The organism is Pseudomonas sp. GW-45, assembly GCF_056896675.1.
In genome coordinates this window covers 1372966-1389127 of record NZ_CM167674.1, presented here as the reverse complement: position 1 = coordinate 1389127, position 16162 = coordinate 1372966, and the positions used below count along the sequence as shown (strand labels likewise).

Genomic DNA, 16162 nt, shown 5'->3' with positions numbered 1-16162 from the left:
TGAGCAGGCGACCTCAAGCTGATCCGCGATCTATTGTTATTGTTTTCACAAAAGCGGCTCGTTCAGTCGCTTCTGGGTCAGCATAGCAGGCAAAAATAAAGCAGCGCGCCGGAAACCGGCTGACGCAGCCATCATAAGAGTTGGTGATATTAGAGTAAAGACTCTAGACCGGCTTCGGGTCACGCTCCGACCCGAAGCCGAATCCGGTTCTGATTTACTGCTTTGCGCTTTGAAGCCAGGTATCGTACTCACGTTGCATGATGTACAGCCGAATTTGCTTGGCCTCTTCGCTGCTCAAGCTGTCACCAAAGGCTGCCATGCCATTGGTTTGATAGGCGCCGTGCAACACAATGGCATCCCACGCCTCACGTACCGCATCCGTGCTGTGACGCAGGTCAGGTATCACACCGCCGCCCACTACGCCGACGCCGTGACAAACCGCACAGTATTGTGAATAAATTTTCTCGCCAGCAGCCAAATCCTTTGCCGCAGCGACTACGGGCTCAGGTGTGCGCCCGCTCTCAGCCACAGCGGCCAAGGCTGGCAGTTGCTTATCTCCGCCCAACTTGAATACCAGCATGCGGCTAACGTTACGCACTCCGGTCGCAACTGCAGCGTCACCGCCGATCAGCGCACCAGAACCACCCCAACCGGCCATCAGAGCAACATACTGCTCACCCTTGTGTTCATAGGTCATAGGCGCAGCGATCACCCCGGTTTGTGCATCGAACTTCCATAGGGGCTGGCCCTTGTCAGCACTGTAAGCTTCCAGCTGACCGGCAGAAGTCCCCTGAAAGACCAGGTTACCGCCGGTCACCAGCGTGCCACCATTCCAGTGATTCGGACGCTCAACCCGCCATGCGGCCTCCTGCTTGACAGGGTCCCAGGCTAGCAACGCACCAGACGTATATTCACGCGGCAACTCGGTGATCTCGGATGAACCCGCGGCAGTATTAAAAGCGCGCTTGCGCACAAAGCTGCCGGCCTCGTTGGAGTAAGTACCGGGTATCTCCTGATACGGAATATAAACCAGGCCGGTCAGCGGGCTGAAAGACATCGAATGCCAGTTATGCGCGCCTAGCGGGCTTGGCCACATCACCAGCGTTTCTTTCTGATAACGCGCATCTGCTGTCTCAACCGGACGACCGGTTGCCATATCGACACGTTCAGCCCAGGTCACCTTACCGAATTTCTCTGCTGACAAAAGTTCGCCACTGGCGCGATCGAGCACATAGAAGAAGCCGTTTTTCGGCGCCTGCATGATGACTTGGCGTTCCTTACCGTCAATTTCCAACTCAGCCAGCGTCAGCTGTTGAGTGGCGGTGAAATCCCACGAGTCACCCGGGGTCGTTTGATAATGCCAAACCAGTTTGCCGGTTTCTGGCTTGAGCGCCAGGATCGACGACAGGTACAGGTTATCTCCGCCGCCAGGGCTGCGCACCTCGCGGTTCCAGGGCGAACCATTACCGGTGCCGACATACAGCAGATCCAGATCAGGATCGTAGGCCATGCTGTCCCAAGCGGTGCCACCGCCGCCCAGCGACCAGTCGGTGTCCTTGCTCCAGGTGTCCAGTGCGGCAGTCAGCTCCGGGTGCTCCTGTGGCTGCGCCGGATCACGCGGCACTGTGTAGAAGCGCCAGCGCAACTCACCGGTTGTTGCGTCATAGGCTGAGAAGTAACCCCGTACGCCAAACTCGGCGCCCCCGTTGCCGATCAACACCATATCCTTGAGCACCCGTGGCGCACCGGTGATGGTGTAGGGCTTGCTGTTGTCGGTGGTTTGTTGAGTCCAGACCGGCTTACCGGTTTTTGCATCCAGAGCAATCAAGCGGCCGTCGAGTGTGCCGACGTAGACCTTACCTTCCCAAAGCGCTACGCCACGGTTAACCGCGTCACAGCAAGCATCTCGCCCCTTGGCCTTGTTTACCTCAGGGTCAAAACTCCAAAGAATTTGACCAGTACCAGCATCCACCGCCATCACGCGGCTCCAAGACAGTGAAGTGTAAAGCACACCATCGTGATAAAGCGGTGTGGCTTCCAATCCTCGCTTGTTGTCCAGATCTATCGACCAGGTGAGTCCCAGTTTTTCGACGCTCTCGGTGTTGATCTGCTGCAAAGGGCTGAAGCGCTGTTGCGCCCAGGTACGGTCGTAGCTCAACCATTCTGTGCCGTCAGTCTCTAGCGCCTGCATCGCGGCGGCATCCACCTCGGCAGCCTGTGCGGTAGCCGCCCAGCTAAGGCTGGCCAGGCTCAAGCCGGCCAGACGCAGCAAAGGGCCGATGCCCTTGGTCAAATGAGTCATGGTGTTCTCTTTATTATTTTGCTGTACATGACTCAGATGCTAGCCAGCCACCCCCGCAATAATTACCCCCCTTGTGGGGGGTATGCCGAATGAGGCTTTAGCGAGGGCGTGCTCGACTCAGTTCATTGAAGGGCGCCACATGCGAAATAGCGACTCAGGGCCAGGCTGAAAATAGTCCGCCGGGCCGCCGCCGCGCAGCACAGGTTCAGCTGCCGCAGTATCGTAAATACCGTCTTTGAGCAGCGCCTTGGCAATGTGTACGGCCACCACTTCACCCAATACCAGCCACGTTGGGACTGTGTCGCCATTGGCACCTTGCAACTGCAAAATCTGGGTGACTTTGCACTCGAAGCTGACGGGGCTCTGCGCCACTCGGGGCACCGCAATCCGTCGTGAGGCCACCGGCGTCAGGTTACTCAGTTCAAATTCATCTACTTCCGGCGAGACTGCAGCGCAGCTCTGATTCATGGCCTCGGCCAGCGGCCGAGTAACCAAATTCCAGGCAAACTCGCCAGTCCGCTCAATGTTGTTGAGGCTATCTTTGCGTCCCACACTGGCGAAACCAATGATCGGCGGTGTGTAATTGAAGGCATTGAAAAAGCTGTAAGGCGCCAAGTTCAAGCGACCTTCAGCATCCTGCGAGGAAATCCAGCCGATGGGACGTGGCCCGATAATGGCGTTAAACGGGTCGTGCGGCAGGCCATGCCCCTGCGCGGGTTCGTAGTAGTACTGATCGTCAGACATCAAGGTTTCCCGGCGAATAAAACAAGCCGTATTTGTAGCCTATCCAGGTTCATCCGCCAACCACCGAAGTTCATCCTGCAGCGCGCAGGCGAACCCTATAGCAGCCAGAACTGCTCGCTGCTTTTGTCGCAACCACAACAAAACGGAAAAAATAAGCGATTTGGTATCTAACTTGAAACAAAAACAGCACAGGAACAAATTAAAAACATATGACACTTTAATCGACCGACACAAAAAAACGATACTAGTTAGCCATCAAGTTGCGCTCACTTCGATGCCAAAACTAAAAATCAAAACCAAACCCGCCGCACAACTTACAAAACAAAAGCGGACCCACTTCACGAAACCCTGCCACCTCACCCATTCAGGTTAGTTCAATAACACGCGATGAAAGTTAGCGTCCTCACACGGGCAAAGTTCTGCATATTAGAAATTTGCTCATAACACTGAACGAACAACATCAATAACAAGGGAACTACCATGAACGCATCTGCACTCAAGTTGACTGCCCTCGCTCTGGGCATGGCCCTTTCATCCGCAGCACTCGCAACCAACCCAGGTGGCGGCGGCGGTGGCAGCAGCGATCCAACTGGCACTGGCTTCCCCGGCGTAAGCGACTTTGCCGCTACCGGCTCGTTTGCCACCACTGATGGCAGCGCTGGTCTGAGCTGCACCGTATTTCGCCCGAGCACCCTAGGCGCCAATGGCATCAAGCACCCGATCATCGTCTGGGGTAACGGCACCACTGCCTCGCCCAGCACCTACGCGGACCTGCTGGAACACTGGGCAAGCCAAGGCTTTGTGGTGATCGCAGCCAATACCTCTAACGCCGGCACCGGCGAAGAGATGCTTGATTGCCTCGACTATCTCACCACGCAAAACAACCGCAGCAGCGGCACCTATGCCAACAAACTGGACCTGAACCGCGTTGGCACCGCTGGCCATTCACAAGGCGGCGGCGGCACCATCATGGCTGGACAAGATCCGCGCATTAAGGCGACCGCACCCTTCCAGCCTTACACCATTGGCCTGGGCCACAACACCTCCTCGCAAAGCAACCAGAGCGGCCCGATGTTCCTGATGTCCGGCAGCAGCGACACTATTGCCACGCCCAGCCTGAACTCACGGCCAGTCTATAACCGCGCCAACGTGCCGGTATTTTGGGGTGAGCTGGATGGGGCCAGCCACTTTGAACCGGTCGGTAACGCTGGTGATTTCCGTGGCCCGTCTACCGCTTGGTTTCGCTATCACCTGATGGATGACGCTGCGGCTGGCGAGCTGTTCTATGGCAGTAACTGTGATCTCTGCACCGACAACGATTGGGAAGTTCGTCGCAAAGGCATTAACTAAGTTAAAGCTGAAAGCATAACTAAAGCGGAGCACGCTGCATGTGCTCCGCTTTTTTTATAAAAAAACGATCCCCATGCGGGTGATTCCTACAAAAAGATATTACTAATAAATCGCAACAAAACCAGCAACACAAACAAGATCATAAAGTTACAGCGCACTTCCCACGCAACCAGCCTCCCGCCAATAAAACTACAACTTTTTCTGACACCCAAATAGGCGAGTTTATTTAGCAAAAATAATAACTATCGTTCATTTCCAGCGTGCCTTATCCAGTCAACTGGATTGACTCGCCCAGTACAAAAATAATGCATCGATAAAAGGAATACTTCAATGAAAGCACCTGCACTCAAGCTCGCAGCGGTGGCCCTAGGCTTAGCAATTTCTTCTGCCGCATTAGCAACGAATCCCGGCGGTGGCGGTAGTGGTGGCGGCAGCAATCCAACCGGCACCGGCTTCCCCAGCGTTTCCAGCTTCAGCTCTAGCGGCTCTTTTTCCACCACCAGTGGCAGCGCTGGTTTTAGCTGTACCGTGTATCGTCCCAGTACGCTCGGCGCTAACGGACTCAAGCATCCCATCATTACCTGGGGTAATGGCACGGGTGCGTCACCCAGCACTTACTCTGCACTGCTGAACCACTGGGCGAGCCAGGGCTTCGTGGTCATCGCTGCTAACACCTCCAACGCCGGCACCGGCCAGGATATGCTCAACTGCGTAGACTATCTGGTAGACCAGAACAACCGTAGCAGCGGCACCTACGCTGGCAAGCTGGACCTCAACCGCATTGGCGCAGCCGGTCACTCGCAGGGCGGCGGCGGCACCATTATGGCCGGCCAGAACTACCGCATCAAAGCCACTGTACCCTTCCAGCCTTACACCATCGGCCTGGGCCACAACAGCTCTTCCCAGAGCAACCAGAACGGCCCTATGTTCCTGATATCTGGCGGCTCCGACACCATTGCCACTCCCACATTGAACTCGCTACCGGTGTATAACCGCGCCAACGTGCCCGTGTTTTGGGGTGAGCGACGCGGTGCGAGCCACTTTGAACCGGTTGGTAATGCCGGCGACTTCCGTGGCCCGTCCACTGCCTGGTTCCGTTACCAGCTGATGGATGATCAGGCAGCCGAAAGCACCTTCTATGGCAGCAACTGTGGTCTGTGTTCCGATCGCAACTGGACTGTTCGCCGCAAAGGTATCAACTGAAATTAAGATGCAAGCGTAATGGAGGCGGAGCAAACCCTGTTTGCTCCGCTTTTTTTATACCGGCGCAAAACCCATTCGGGTGAAATTCACCAAATACGGCACTGACCAACAAAGCCCGCAATCACCCAGCAACCCAAGCGGATTCATAAGGTTACAGCACATCAGTCAAACCACCTCGCAGTCGCATTCCGCTTCACTTTTTTGCAGCCCCCCCCGAATAGGCGAGTTTATTCAACAAACAGAATAACTATGGTGGTTCTTCAGCGTGATTGAGCCACGCAACAGGCTTGACCCGCCCAATACAAAAAAAATGCACTGAAAAAGGAATTCCCCAATGAACGCACCTGCAATCAAAATCGCAGCCGTAGCCCTTGGCCTTGCCATCTCTTCTGCCGCCCTGGCAACCAACCCAGGTGGCGGTGGTGGTAGCAGCAACCCAACCGGTACCGGATTCCCTGGCGTGTCTAACTTCAGTTCTGGCGGTTCATTTTCTACCACCAGCGGTAGTGCTGGTTTTAGCTGCACCGTATTTCGCCCCAGCACCCTGGGTGCAAGTGGCCGCAAGCATCCGATCATCGTGTGGGGTAATGGTACTGGCGCGTCACCGACGACCTACCGCTCGCTACTAAACCATTGGGCCAGCCATGGCTTTGTGGTTATCGCGGCCAACACCTCCAACGCCGGTTCCGGTCAGGACATGCTCAATTGCGTCGACTACCTAGTGGACCAAAACAACCGCAGCTCTGGCACCTATGCCGGCAAGCTTGATGTAAACCGCATAGGCGCAGCCGGACATTCGCAAGGCGGCGGCGGAACCATCATGGCTGGTCAAAACAATCGCATTAAAGCGACTGCACCTTTTCAGCCATACACCATCGGTTTAGGTCATCGCAGCTCTTCACAAAGTAATCAAAACGGCCCCATGTTCCTGATGTCCGGCAGCTTCGATACCATCGCCGCACCAACATTGAATGCACTGCCGGTTTATAACCGCGCAAACGTACCAGTATTTTGGGGTGAGCTACGTGGCGCCAGCCACTTCGAACCCATCGGCAACGCCGGTGACTTCCGTGGGCCTTCAACCGCTTGGTTCCGCTATCAGCTGATGGACGACCAAGGTGCCGAAAACACGTTCTACGGCAATAACTGTGATTTGTGCTCCGACCGCAGCTGGACCGTGCGCCGCAAAGGCATCAACTAAGTAGTATCAACACCGGCCTAACATAACAGCCCCGAAAGCAGCAGATCAGCGGCGAACTACCTGTTAGTTCGCCGCTTTTTTATGCCCGCGCCTGTCTCAATGGCGACAGATCAGCACTATTGCCTGTTGTATGCTTGCAGCAAAATAAATCACAGGAGTGCTGCAATGACAGAGCAAGTTAATAAGGTTGCGTTAGTTACCGGTGCGGGCAGTGGTATTGGCCGCGCTACGGCTCTGGCCCTGCTGCGCGCGGGGTATCAGGTTGTCATGACCGGGCGCCGCTTGAGCACTCTAAAGACGTCCCTCGAGGATGCAGGTTCTCAGGCAAACAATGCTTTGTTGATCGAGTGCGACGTGCGCGACCCTGAGTCAGTTGCTGCACTGTTTACCCAAACGCGAGAACACTTTGGCCGCCTCGATGTGTTGTTCAACAACGCGGGTACCGGCGCGCCGCCAGTGCCACTGGAAGATGTCGCATTCGAACACTGGCGTGCGACCATAGACACCAACCTGACCGGCGCCTTTCTCTGTACCCAGCAGGCTTTCAAACTGATGAAGGCCCAAAGCCCGATGGGCGGCCGTATCATCAACAACGGTTCTATCTCAGCCCACGCGCCACGCCCCAACTCCGCGCCTTACACGGCGTCTAAACACGCTATGACCGGCCTGACCAAATCCACCTCACTCGACGGTCGTAAGTACAACATCGCCTGCGGTCAGATCGACATCGGCAACGCCGCAACTGATATGGCAGCACCCATGCAACGCGGCGTACCGCAAGCCCACGGTGACATCGCTGTAGAAGCGGTGATGGATGTAGAGCATGTGGCGCAAGCGGTGGTGCAGATGGCCGAGCTACCGCTGGAGAGCAATATTCAGTTCATGACCATCATGGCGACCAAAATGCCGTTTATTGGTCGGGGATAGCCGCTCGACAAACTTGAAGGCAGGGTGATGCCAGCCTGGCGGGTGAGTTAAACCTCTTCGGCCAGCCGGTTATCGCTTTCGCTTCTTTGTCCAACCCCGATACAAATCAGCCTGAAACAAAAAACCTGCTACCAGCCTCCGCAGCTCATCAAGTTAAAAATTGCACAAAGAATGAGCATAAAGTCGTATTTACCCACGAATACCGTCTGATTCACCATCGGGACACTTTCTTTCTTGGTATCGCAATTGTTACCATACTTGACTCATAACAAGAGTCACACTGGCTAGGCAGGTATAAAAATGAGCACGCAACAGACGCCCTTGGCGATGGCACTATCCAAACGCAAGTCCGACGAACGCGCCACTCCGCTTAGCGCTTTTCGCATGGCACGCAGTTGGTGGCTTGAGGGGCGCCGTTTGAATCTATCGCTGCTCGCCGAAGAGCTGGGCATCGGCCGTGCAACACTGATGCGCTGGGTCGGTAACAAGGACCTGCTGATGGGTGAGATTCTCTGGTCGCTGTACAAGCGTATCTATGATGAGGCGATCGCCCGTGCCGATCAAACTCCCGAACTAGACGGTATTGATTACCTGACCCAGATTTACACAGATATCAATATTGCGCTGATCAACGCCAAGCCCATGCATGACTTCCTCCAGGCTGAACCGCAGTGGGGCCTGCAGCTGCTGACCTCCCGCGTATCAGGCCTGCACGAGCGTCTGATGGAAACCTGGCGCAAGATGTTCGACGAGCAGATCAAAGCCGGCAAGATCAATCCTGAGATGGATGCCGAAAGCCTGGCGCTATACATCGTCAAAATCGGTGAAGGTGCGATTTATTGTGACCTGATTTGCGCCCGAAAACCTGATCCAACCCCTGCCGCTACAGCGTTCCGGTTGTTAGTCAACGGTCATCAGGCCTGAGTTAAGCGCGTGTGAGACCTACTGTCGGCGTAGCGGCCAATCGATTTCAAAAGCCGCTCCGCCGAGCCCTTCCGAAGCTTTTACTCCCGCATGCCCGCGGTGCCAATAAGCTACTCGGCGCACGATCGACAGGCCTAAACCATAGCCACCGGACGCTCGTGTGCGGCTATCATCCAATCGCAGAAAAGGCGTAAAGATACGTTCTCGGTAGGCTTCGGGAATGCCCGGACCATCGTCTTCTACTATGATGCGGCAACGCCCGCCCAGTACTCGCGTACTGACTTGCACCCGGCTGGTGGCGTGTCGTGCGGCGTTGCTTACAAGATTAGTTATCGCACGATGCAAATAACGCTTTTCTGCATCCACCCAGCCTGCCCGCCCGCGTGAACGATCATTGTGCTCAATCCGCACTTGCGGGTTAATTGGCGCTAGCTCAGCCAGCACTTGCTCAACCACAGACGGCACATCCACCGGCTCCAGCACCAGCGCCGGTGCGCCCTGCTCCAGCCGTGCGTAGGTAAGGATTTCATCGACCAGTTTATCGAGCTCGGTCAGGTCACCGTCCATGCTGTCCAGATAACGCTTCAGCGCCGCTTCGTTGTCGGCCGTCTCCACCATCTCCAGGCCGAAGCGCAGACGCGCCACGGGCGTGCGCAGCTCGTGAGAGATAGCGCCAATCATCTCCTGCTGAATGTTCATCAACCGTTGCAGGTGTCGCGCCATATCGTTAAAAGCACGCGCCAGACTGCCTACCGAATCGTTACCAATCACCTCGGCACGGGCATTCAGATTGCCGCGGGTAATGTGCAAAGCCGCCGACTCCAGATTCATTAAACGCTGTTCCAACTGCCGCACCAGCAGGTAAATCAACAAGCCGCTGAGGGACAGCGCCAGCAGGCCAGTAATCAGCAACATTTCTGTTGGATAATCCTGCATCTGATAAACCGGACCCATGCTCAACAGCCACTCGGTATCAGGGATCTTCATATACATCATGACCGAGTTGCCTTCCGGGCCTAAACTCAGCACTGTGTCAAACTCGTCTAGCCTGCGAAGCTGGTCGGCATCCAGGTCGGCCTCGCCCAGCCGGGTCAAGCGCAGCGGATAACCGAAGCCTTTGTCACGCCTTAACTCAGACAACCAGCGCGGCATCTCGGAGTCCGGATGGCGCACCAGTTCATCAGCGATCAGAAACAGGGTGGCGCGGCCCAACTGTTCAGATATACGTTGAATGTCGGCGGTTAACACCACCTCGTCCGCCAGATCAACCAGACTAAACACCCGCACATCCCCTGGCCCCCTTGCCCGTACCATCACGCGGCCGCGAATCAACCGCGACCAGCTACTGGCTTCCATGCCCAACGAATCAAGGGAGTTAAGCTCCAACGGCACGCCGATTAGCCGCGACCACACCGCCAGCGCTTTTTGGCGCTCGGCGGTATCCATAGGTTCAAGGTTGTCGGCCATCAGGCGGAAAGTGCCGGTGGCCATGCGCTCGCGGTAATCCTCTGCGCGCACATCGTTGACCATACGAATGCTGATCAAGGCCAGGCAAGATACGGCAATCAACACCAACAACATGCCGCCATAAATGCGGATAAAAATGGAGTTCACTGCTGATCTGGGCCCGGTGCGACGAACAGGTAGCCCTTACTACGGACCGTTTTGATGATGCGCGGTATATCGGGATCGTCGCCAATCTTGGGTCTGATGCGCGAGATGCGTACATCAATGGAACGATCCTGGCCGTCGTACTCAATGCCGCGTAGCGAGGTAAAGATCTCTTCTCGGCTGAGGATGCGGCCGGCATTGCTGGCCAGCAGCCAGAGCAAGTCAAACTCGGCGCCGGTCAGCTCAATCAGATTATCGCTCAGCCAGGCTTCACGTCGATCGTTGTCGATCAGCAGGTTGCCAAAGTTCAGCCTTGGCGTGGCGCCGCTGGCTTCAGGCTCGACGGAACGGCGCAGCAAGGCACGAATACGCGCGAGCAACACCTGCGGGCGCACCGGCTTGGTGACGTAGTCATCCGCGCCCAGCTCCAAGCCATGAATATGGTCCTGGTCTTCGCTACGGGCCGTTAGCATAAGAATCGGCCGCGCAAAGCCCGCTTCGCGCACCCGTTGGCAAATAGACAAACCATCTTCACCCGGCAGCATCAGATCGAGTACTACCAATGCCGGTTGCGTATCCAGAATACGCTGAACTGCCGAGCCGCCATCTGCTTCATGCTCGACCGAAAGCCCCTGCTGCTGCAGGAAATCACTGATCAGGCCCGCCAGTTTTTGATCGTCTTCGACAATCAAAATAGTGCCACTATCTATTTCCATCCCACCACCTTGCCATGACTACTGACCGCAATTGGTGCGCGATTGTAACACTGGCGAGACAGCACCGGGACAACCTACAGACAGCAGTCCTGCAACAGTATTTTGCGACCATCAAGCCGCAACCTGTGGCATAGCTCACATAAATCACAACATCTAGTGATTTGGCTTAGAACCCTGCAGGCAGCGCTCTGACTCGTTGCGCAAGCGGGTCAACCCTTTACGCAAAAAAAACAGTTAGAAAATCGGCTTGCCACATATCGGAATGCACACTATCTTGTGCCAATACCGTTTCACGCAACCACATGTATGGTTATGACTCACGGCAACCAAGCTTGCGTCAAGCGCTGAAACCATGCCGTATTTGGGTGTTGCAAGGCCAAGTCATGCTGACAAGCCTTCAGAAGCATCTACTACATATTGTGTTAGTGACGACAAAGGAGCCAGTCATGCACGTTTCATCCTCATCCAGCGCCACCCTCGCCACCCCCGTGCATGCAGAGGGCGATCACCAGAACGACCTGAACATGAGCGCCCCGGGCCAACTCCGCGTTATCAAGCGTAACGGTACGCTAGTCCCCTATACCGACGACAAAATCCGCATAGCCATGACCAAGGCGTTTCTAGCCGTGGAAGGCGCTGAGGCAACGGCCTCCTCGCGCATTCGCCAGACCGTCGATGAAATGACCGACACCATCAGCGCCATCTTTAAGCGCCGCCTGCCCTCCGGCGGCACCCTGCACATCGAAGAGATTCAAGATCAGGTCGAGCTGGCACTGATGCGCTCAGGCGAGCAGAAGATCGCCCGTAGCTACGTACTCTACCGTGATGAGCACGCCCGCCAGCGCCAAGAGCGCCAAGCCACCGCACCGGCAGATGCCCACCCCAGCATTCGAGTCACGTTGTCTGACGGCACCCGCCAACCACTCGACCTGGGCCGTCTGCGGACTGTGATTAAAGAAGCTTGCGCTGGGCTGGCTGAAGTAGACGCCAATCACATTGAGCAAGAAACCCTGAAGAACCTCTACGACGGTGTGACCCAGCTCGACGTCAACACCGCCATGGTCATGACCGCCCGCACCCTGGTTGAACGCGAGCCTAACTACAGCCAGGTTACTGCCCGCCTGCTGCTCGACAACCTGCGCGCAGAAGCCTTGGGTCATCTGGGCGTGGCCACCAGCGCGACCCACAGCGACATGGCCGAGCTGTATGCCAAAACCCTTCCGGTCTACATCAAAGCTGGCATCGGTTACGAACTGCTCGACGCCAAGCTCGGTGACTACGACCTGGAAGCTCTGGGTGCAGCTATCGACCATAACCGTGACCAGCTATTCGGTTATCTCGGCCTGCAGACCCTGTACGACCGTTACTTCCTGCACCATGAAGGCACACGCCTTGAGCTGCCGCAGATCTTCTTCATGCGCGTTGCCATGGGCCTCGCGATTGAAGAGCAGGACAGAACCGCACGCACCATCGAGTTCTACAACCTGATCTCCAGCTTTGACTACATGGCCTCCACGCCAACCTTGTTCAACGCCGGCACCCTGCGTCCGCAGCTCTCTAGCTGCTACCTGACCACAGTGCCCGACAACCTGTCAGGCATTTACCACGCGATCCACGACAACGCCATGCTGTCGAAATTCGCCGGCGGTCTGGGCAACGACTGGACGCCAGTACGCGCCATGGGTGCCTACATCAAAGGCACTAACGGTCAGTCGCAAGGTGTCGTGCCCTTCCTTAAGGTAGTCAACGACACCGCGGTTGCGGTAAACCAGGGCGGCAAGCGCAAGGGCGCAGTGTGCGGTTATCTGGAAACCTGGCACCTGGATATCGAAGAGTTTCTGGAACTGCGCAAAAACACCGGTGACGACCGTCGCCGCACGCACGACATGAACACCGCCAACTGGATTCCTGACCTGTTCATGAAGCGTGTATTTGAGGACGGTCAGTGGACCCTGTTCTCGCCATCCGACGTACCCGATCTGCACGATCTGACCGGCAAGGCCTTCGAAGAGCGTTACGAGTACTACGAAGCGCTGATCGAGTACGGCAAAATCAAGCTGCACAAAACCATTAAAGCTGCCGACCTATGGCGCAAGATGCTCAGCATGTTGTTTGAAACCGGCCACCCTTGGCTGACCTTCAAAGACGCCTGCAACCTGCGCAGCCCGCAGCAGCACGCCGGTGTGGTTCACAGCTCCAACCTGTGCACCGAGATCACCTTGAACACGTCTGCCGACGAGATCGCCGTGTGTAACCTGGGCTCGATCAACCTGGTGCATCACATCACCGACGGCAAGCTGGATAACGCCAAGCTGGAGCGCACCGTAAACACTGCCGTGCGGATGCTCGATAACGTTATCGACATCAACTACTACTCCGTACCGCAGGCCAAGAACTCCAACCTCAAGCACCGCCCGGTTGGTCTTGGCATCATGGGCTTTCAGGATGCCCTGTACCTGCAGCACATCGCCTATGGCTCGAACGAGGCCGTCGCCTTCGCCGACCAGTCGATGGAAGCCATCAGTTACTACGCCATCCAGGCCTCCTGTGATCTGGCGGACGAGCGTGGCAGCTACTCCAGCTTTGAAGGCTCGCTCTGGTCCAAAGGCATCCTGCCCTATGACTCGCTCGACATCCTCACCGAGCAACGCGGCGCCAAATACATTGAAGTAGACCGCAGCACCACGCTGGACTGGGAGCCGATCCGTGCGCGTGCCAAGAAAGGCATCCGCAACTCCAACATCATGGCCATCGCGCCGACCGCGACCATCGCTAACATCACCGGCGTATCACAGTCGATCGAACCCACGTACCAGAATCTGTACGTTAAATCGAACCTGTCTGGCGAGTTCACCGTGATCAACCCCTATCTGGTTCGCGACCTGAAAGCCCGTGACCTGTGGGACCCGGTCATGGTTAACGACCTCAAGTACTACGATGGCTCGGTACAACAGATCGACCGCATCCCGGATGACCTCAAAGCCATGTACGCCACTGCCTTTGAAGTGGAAACCAAGTGGATCGTCGAAGCCGCTAGTCGCCGCCAGAAGTGGATCGACCAAGCGCAGTCACTCAACCTGTACATTGCCGGCGCCAGCGGCAAGAAGCTGGACGTGACTTACCGCATGGCTTGGTACCGTGGCCTGAAAACCACTTATTACCTCCGCGCCTTGGCCGCTACCAGCACCGAGAAGTCGACCGTCACCACTGGCAAGTTGAACGCCGTGTCCAGTGGCAATACGCCTACCGCCGCTGCACCGGCTGGTCCTGCTCCAGTGCCAAAGGCGTGTGCGATTGATGAGCCCGATTGCGAGGCTTGCCAATAAGCGCACGTATCTGAACGGCGCGCGCGTTGTTGCCGAGCTAGCCGAACCCGGTCACGTACATCAGTACGCTCCCGGGTCCGGCCAGCGCGGCGCCTAGCGCTCACTCGCTCAGCTCCGCGCTCAGACCGCAGCAGGAACTATCCCGCCTAAGCGGGAAGAACAAACCAAACAACAGCGCCGAACTCAAAACTGCTCGGCGCTGCCACACAAACAACTTGCCGCTTGAAGCTTACCGCTTGAGGCTGACGACCAAATGGAGCCAAACCCATGCTCAACTGGGACGAATTCGATAGCGAAGACACCACCACCGCACCTGCCCCGGCAGCCGCTACCAAAGCAGCGCCCACGCAGGCAGACCGTGAGCAGGAACAACAGGTAGCCGCCTCCATCGAACAAGCACGTAACGTAGATGATGCCGACTCCGCCGCCATCGCCCGCGCCAAAGCCGCGCTCGACAGCCTGGATGTAGAAGAAGGCCTGGAGGAGCTCGAAGGTTCCGCCGCACGCGTCAACGTAGACGCTAAACAGATGATCAACTGCCGCGCCGACCTCAACCAACTGGTGCCATTTAAATACGAATGGGCCTGGCAGAAGTACCTCGACGGCTGCTCCAACCACTGGATGCCGCAAGAGGTCAACATGACTGCCGACATCGCCCTGTGGAAGAGCAACGACGGCCTCACCGAAGACGAGCGCCGCATCGTCAAGCGCAACCTCGGCTTCTTCTCCACCGCCGATTCGCTGGTCGCCAACAACCTGGTACTGGCTGTTTACCGCCTGATCACCAACCCCGAGTGCCGCCAGTACATTCTGCGCCAGGCGTTTGAAGAAGCCATCCACACCCACGCCTACCAGTACTGCATCGAGTCACTGGGCATGGATGAAGGCGAGATCTTCAACATGTACCACGAGATCCCCAGCGTCGCGAAAAAAGCCGCCTGGGGCCTTAAGTACACCCGCTCGATCTCCGACCCGACCTTCAACACCGGCACCGTCGAGACCGACAAAGAACTGTTGCGCAACCTGATCGCCTACTACTGCGTATTGGAAGGTGTGTTCTTCTACTGCGGCTTCACCCAGATCCTCTCCATGGGCCGCCGCAACAAACTGACCGGCGTGGCTGAGCAGTTCCAGTACATCCTGCGCGACGAGTCCATGCACCTGAACTTCGGCATCGACGTGATCAACCAGATCAAGATCGAAAACCCGCACCTCTGGGATGCCGCCATGAAGGACGAAGCCACGCAGATGATCCTGCAAGGCACCCAGCTGGAAATCGAATACGCCCGCGACACCATGCCCCGCGGCGTACTCGGCATGAACGCCGCGATGATGGAAGACTACCTAAAGTTCATCGCCAACCGCCGCCTGACGCAGATTGGCTTGAAAGAGGAATACCCAGGTACCAGCAACCCCTTCCCATGGATGAGCGAAATCATGGACTTGAAGAAAGAGAAGAACTTCTTTGAGACGCGGGTTATTGAGTATCAGACTGGTGGTGCGCTGAGCTGGGATTGAACCTGCTCACTTGATCGTTCCCACGCTCCGCGTGGGAATGCATCCCTGGACGCTCTGCGTCCACCCAAGGCGCCATTGCAAGATTAGCCCTATAGCGAACCCGACGGGTTCCCACGCAGAGCGTGGGAACCATCACGATCGGCAAAACCACAAAGCGCTCGGATTTGCGCTCTGATCGTTGATCGTTCCCACGCTCTGCGTGGGAACGCAGCCCCGGACGCTCTGCGTCAAGACCCAGGATAGCGAGTGCGCAAGATCCGTGGCATCACCAGCTAACTCCGACTAGACTCTCCCAAAAAAAGCGCAGCAATTCGGCTACGCCAAGAGCCGTACAACCCCG

Annotated in this window: 11 protein-coding genes; 7 read left to right on the top strand and 4 right to left on the bottom strand. The window is 56.6% G+C overall.

The features are described from left to right. Positions 1-214: 214 nt before the first annotated feature. Positions 215-2302: a PQQ-dependent dehydrogenase, methanol/ethanol family gene (locus tag AC1XYH_RS06265; protein WP_483325773.1), complete on the bottom strand. Its 2088-nt coding sequence runs from the start codon at positions 2300-2302 to the stop codon at positions 215-217. Between the two features lie 117 nt (positions 2303-2419). Next, positions 2420-3046 carry a flavin reductase family protein gene (locus AC1XYH_RS06260; RefSeq protein ID WP_483325772.1) on the bottom strand — a complete coding sequence of 209 codons (627 nt, stop codon included), beginning with the start codon at positions 3044-3046 and terminating at the stop codon, positions 2420-2422. Between the two features lie 480 nt (positions 3047-3526). Between AC1XYH_RS06260 and AC1XYH_RS06255 the strand changes: the two genes are divergently transcribed. The 5 genes from AC1XYH_RS06255 to AC1XYH_RS06235 all read left to right on the top strand — a co-directional run bounded on the left by AC1XYH_RS06255 (position 3527) and on the right by AC1XYH_RS06235 (position 8651). After that, positions 3527-4396: an alpha/beta hydrolase family protein gene (locus AC1XYH_RS06255; protein ID WP_483325771.1), complete on the top strand. Its 870-nt coding sequence runs from the start codon at positions 3527-3529 to the stop codon at positions 4394-4396. 330 nt (positions 4397-4726) lie between these two features. Further along, positions 4727-5599: an alpha/beta hydrolase family protein gene (locus tag AC1XYH_RS06250; RefSeq protein ID WP_483325770.1), complete on the top strand. Its 873-nt coding sequence runs from the start codon at positions 4727-4729 to the stop codon at positions 5597-5599. 334 nt (positions 5600-5933) lie between these two features. Continuing rightward, positions 5934-6800 carry an alpha/beta hydrolase family protein gene (locus tag AC1XYH_RS06245; protein WP_483325769.1) on the top strand — a complete coding sequence of 289 codons (867 nt, stop codon included), beginning with the start codon at positions 5934-5936 and terminating at the stop codon, positions 6798-6800. Positions 6801-6965: 165 nt separating this feature from the next. After that, a complete protein-coding gene (locus AC1XYH_RS06240; RefSeq protein ID WP_483325768.1) occupies positions 6966-7727 on the top strand; it encodes an SDR family oxidoreductase in 762 nt (253 codons plus the stop codon). A 300-nt stretch (positions 7728-8027) separates the two neighbouring features. After that, positions 8028-8651, top strand: coding sequence for a QsdR family transcriptional regulator (locus AC1XYH_RS06235; protein ID WP_483325767.1), 624 nt, complete (start codon positions 8028-8030; stop codon positions 8649-8651). An 18-nt stretch (positions 8652-8669) separates the two neighbouring features. On the opposite strand, the gene AC1XYH_RS06230 is transcribed toward AC1XYH_RS06235, so the two are convergent. Continuing rightward, positions 8670-10265, bottom strand: coding sequence for an ATP-binding protein (locus tag AC1XYH_RS06230; protein WP_483325766.1), 1596 nt, complete (start codon positions 10263-10265; stop codon positions 8670-8672). Then, positions 10262-10978, bottom strand: coding sequence for a response regulator (locus AC1XYH_RS06225; RefSeq protein WP_483325765.1), 717 nt, complete (start codon positions 10976-10978; stop codon positions 10262-10264). Before AC1XYH_RS06225 ends, AC1XYH_RS06230 begins: the two co-directional genes overlap by 4 nt. A 446-nt stretch (positions 10979-11424) precedes the next feature. Here AC1XYH_RS06225 and AC1XYH_RS06220 point away from each other — a divergent pair, with 446 nt between their 5' ends. Further along, positions 11425-14304 carry a ribonucleoside-diphosphate reductase subunit alpha gene (locus AC1XYH_RS06220; protein ID WP_483325764.1) on the top strand — a complete coding sequence of 960 codons (2880 nt, stop codon included), beginning with the start codon at positions 11425-11427 and terminating at the stop codon, positions 14302-14304. A 267-nt stretch (positions 14305-14571) separates the two neighbouring features. Beyond that, positions 14572-15822, top strand: coding sequence for a ribonucleotide-diphosphate reductase subunit beta (locus tag AC1XYH_RS06215; RefSeq protein ID WP_483325763.1), 1251 nt, complete (start codon positions 14572-14574; stop codon positions 15820-15822). Positions 15823-16162 lie beyond the last annotated feature (340 nt).

Coding starts and splice junctions, on each gene's coding strand:
- AC1XYH_RS06265 (WP_483325773.1), bottom strand. CDS start 2,302: ATGACTCATTTGACCAAGGGCATCGGCCCTTTGCTGCGTCTGGCCGGC.
- AC1XYH_RS06260 (WP_483325772.1), bottom strand. CDS start 3,046: ATGTCTGACGATCAGTACTACTACGAACCCGCGCAGGGGCATGGCCTG.
- AC1XYH_RS06255 (WP_483325771.1), top strand. CDS start 3,527: ATGAACGCATCTGCACTCAAGTTGACTGCCCTCGCTCTGGGCATGGCC.
- AC1XYH_RS06250 (WP_483325770.1), top strand. CDS start 4,727: ATGAAAGCACCTGCACTCAAGCTCGCAGCGGTGGCCCTAGGCTTAGCA.
- AC1XYH_RS06245 (WP_483325769.1), top strand. CDS start 5,934: ATGAACGCACCTGCAATCAAAATCGCAGCCGTAGCCCTTGGCCTTGCC.
- AC1XYH_RS06240 (WP_483325768.1), top strand. CDS start 6,966: ATGACAGAGCAAGTTAATAAGGTTGCGTTAGTTACCGGTGCGGGCAGT.
- AC1XYH_RS06235 (WP_483325767.1), top strand. CDS start 8,028: ATGAGCACGCAACAGACGCCCTTGGCGATGGCACTATCCAAACGCAAG.
- AC1XYH_RS06225 (WP_483325765.1), bottom strand. CDS start 10,978: ATGGAAATAGATAGTGGCACTATTTTGATTGTCGAAGACGATCAAAAA.
- AC1XYH_RS06220 (WP_483325764.1), top strand. CDS start 11,425: ATGCACGTTTCATCCTCATCCAGCGCCACCCTCGCCACCCCCGTGCAT.
- AC1XYH_RS06215 (WP_483325763.1), top strand. CDS start 14,572: ATGCTCAACTGGGACGAATTCGATAGCGAAGACACCACCACCGCACCT.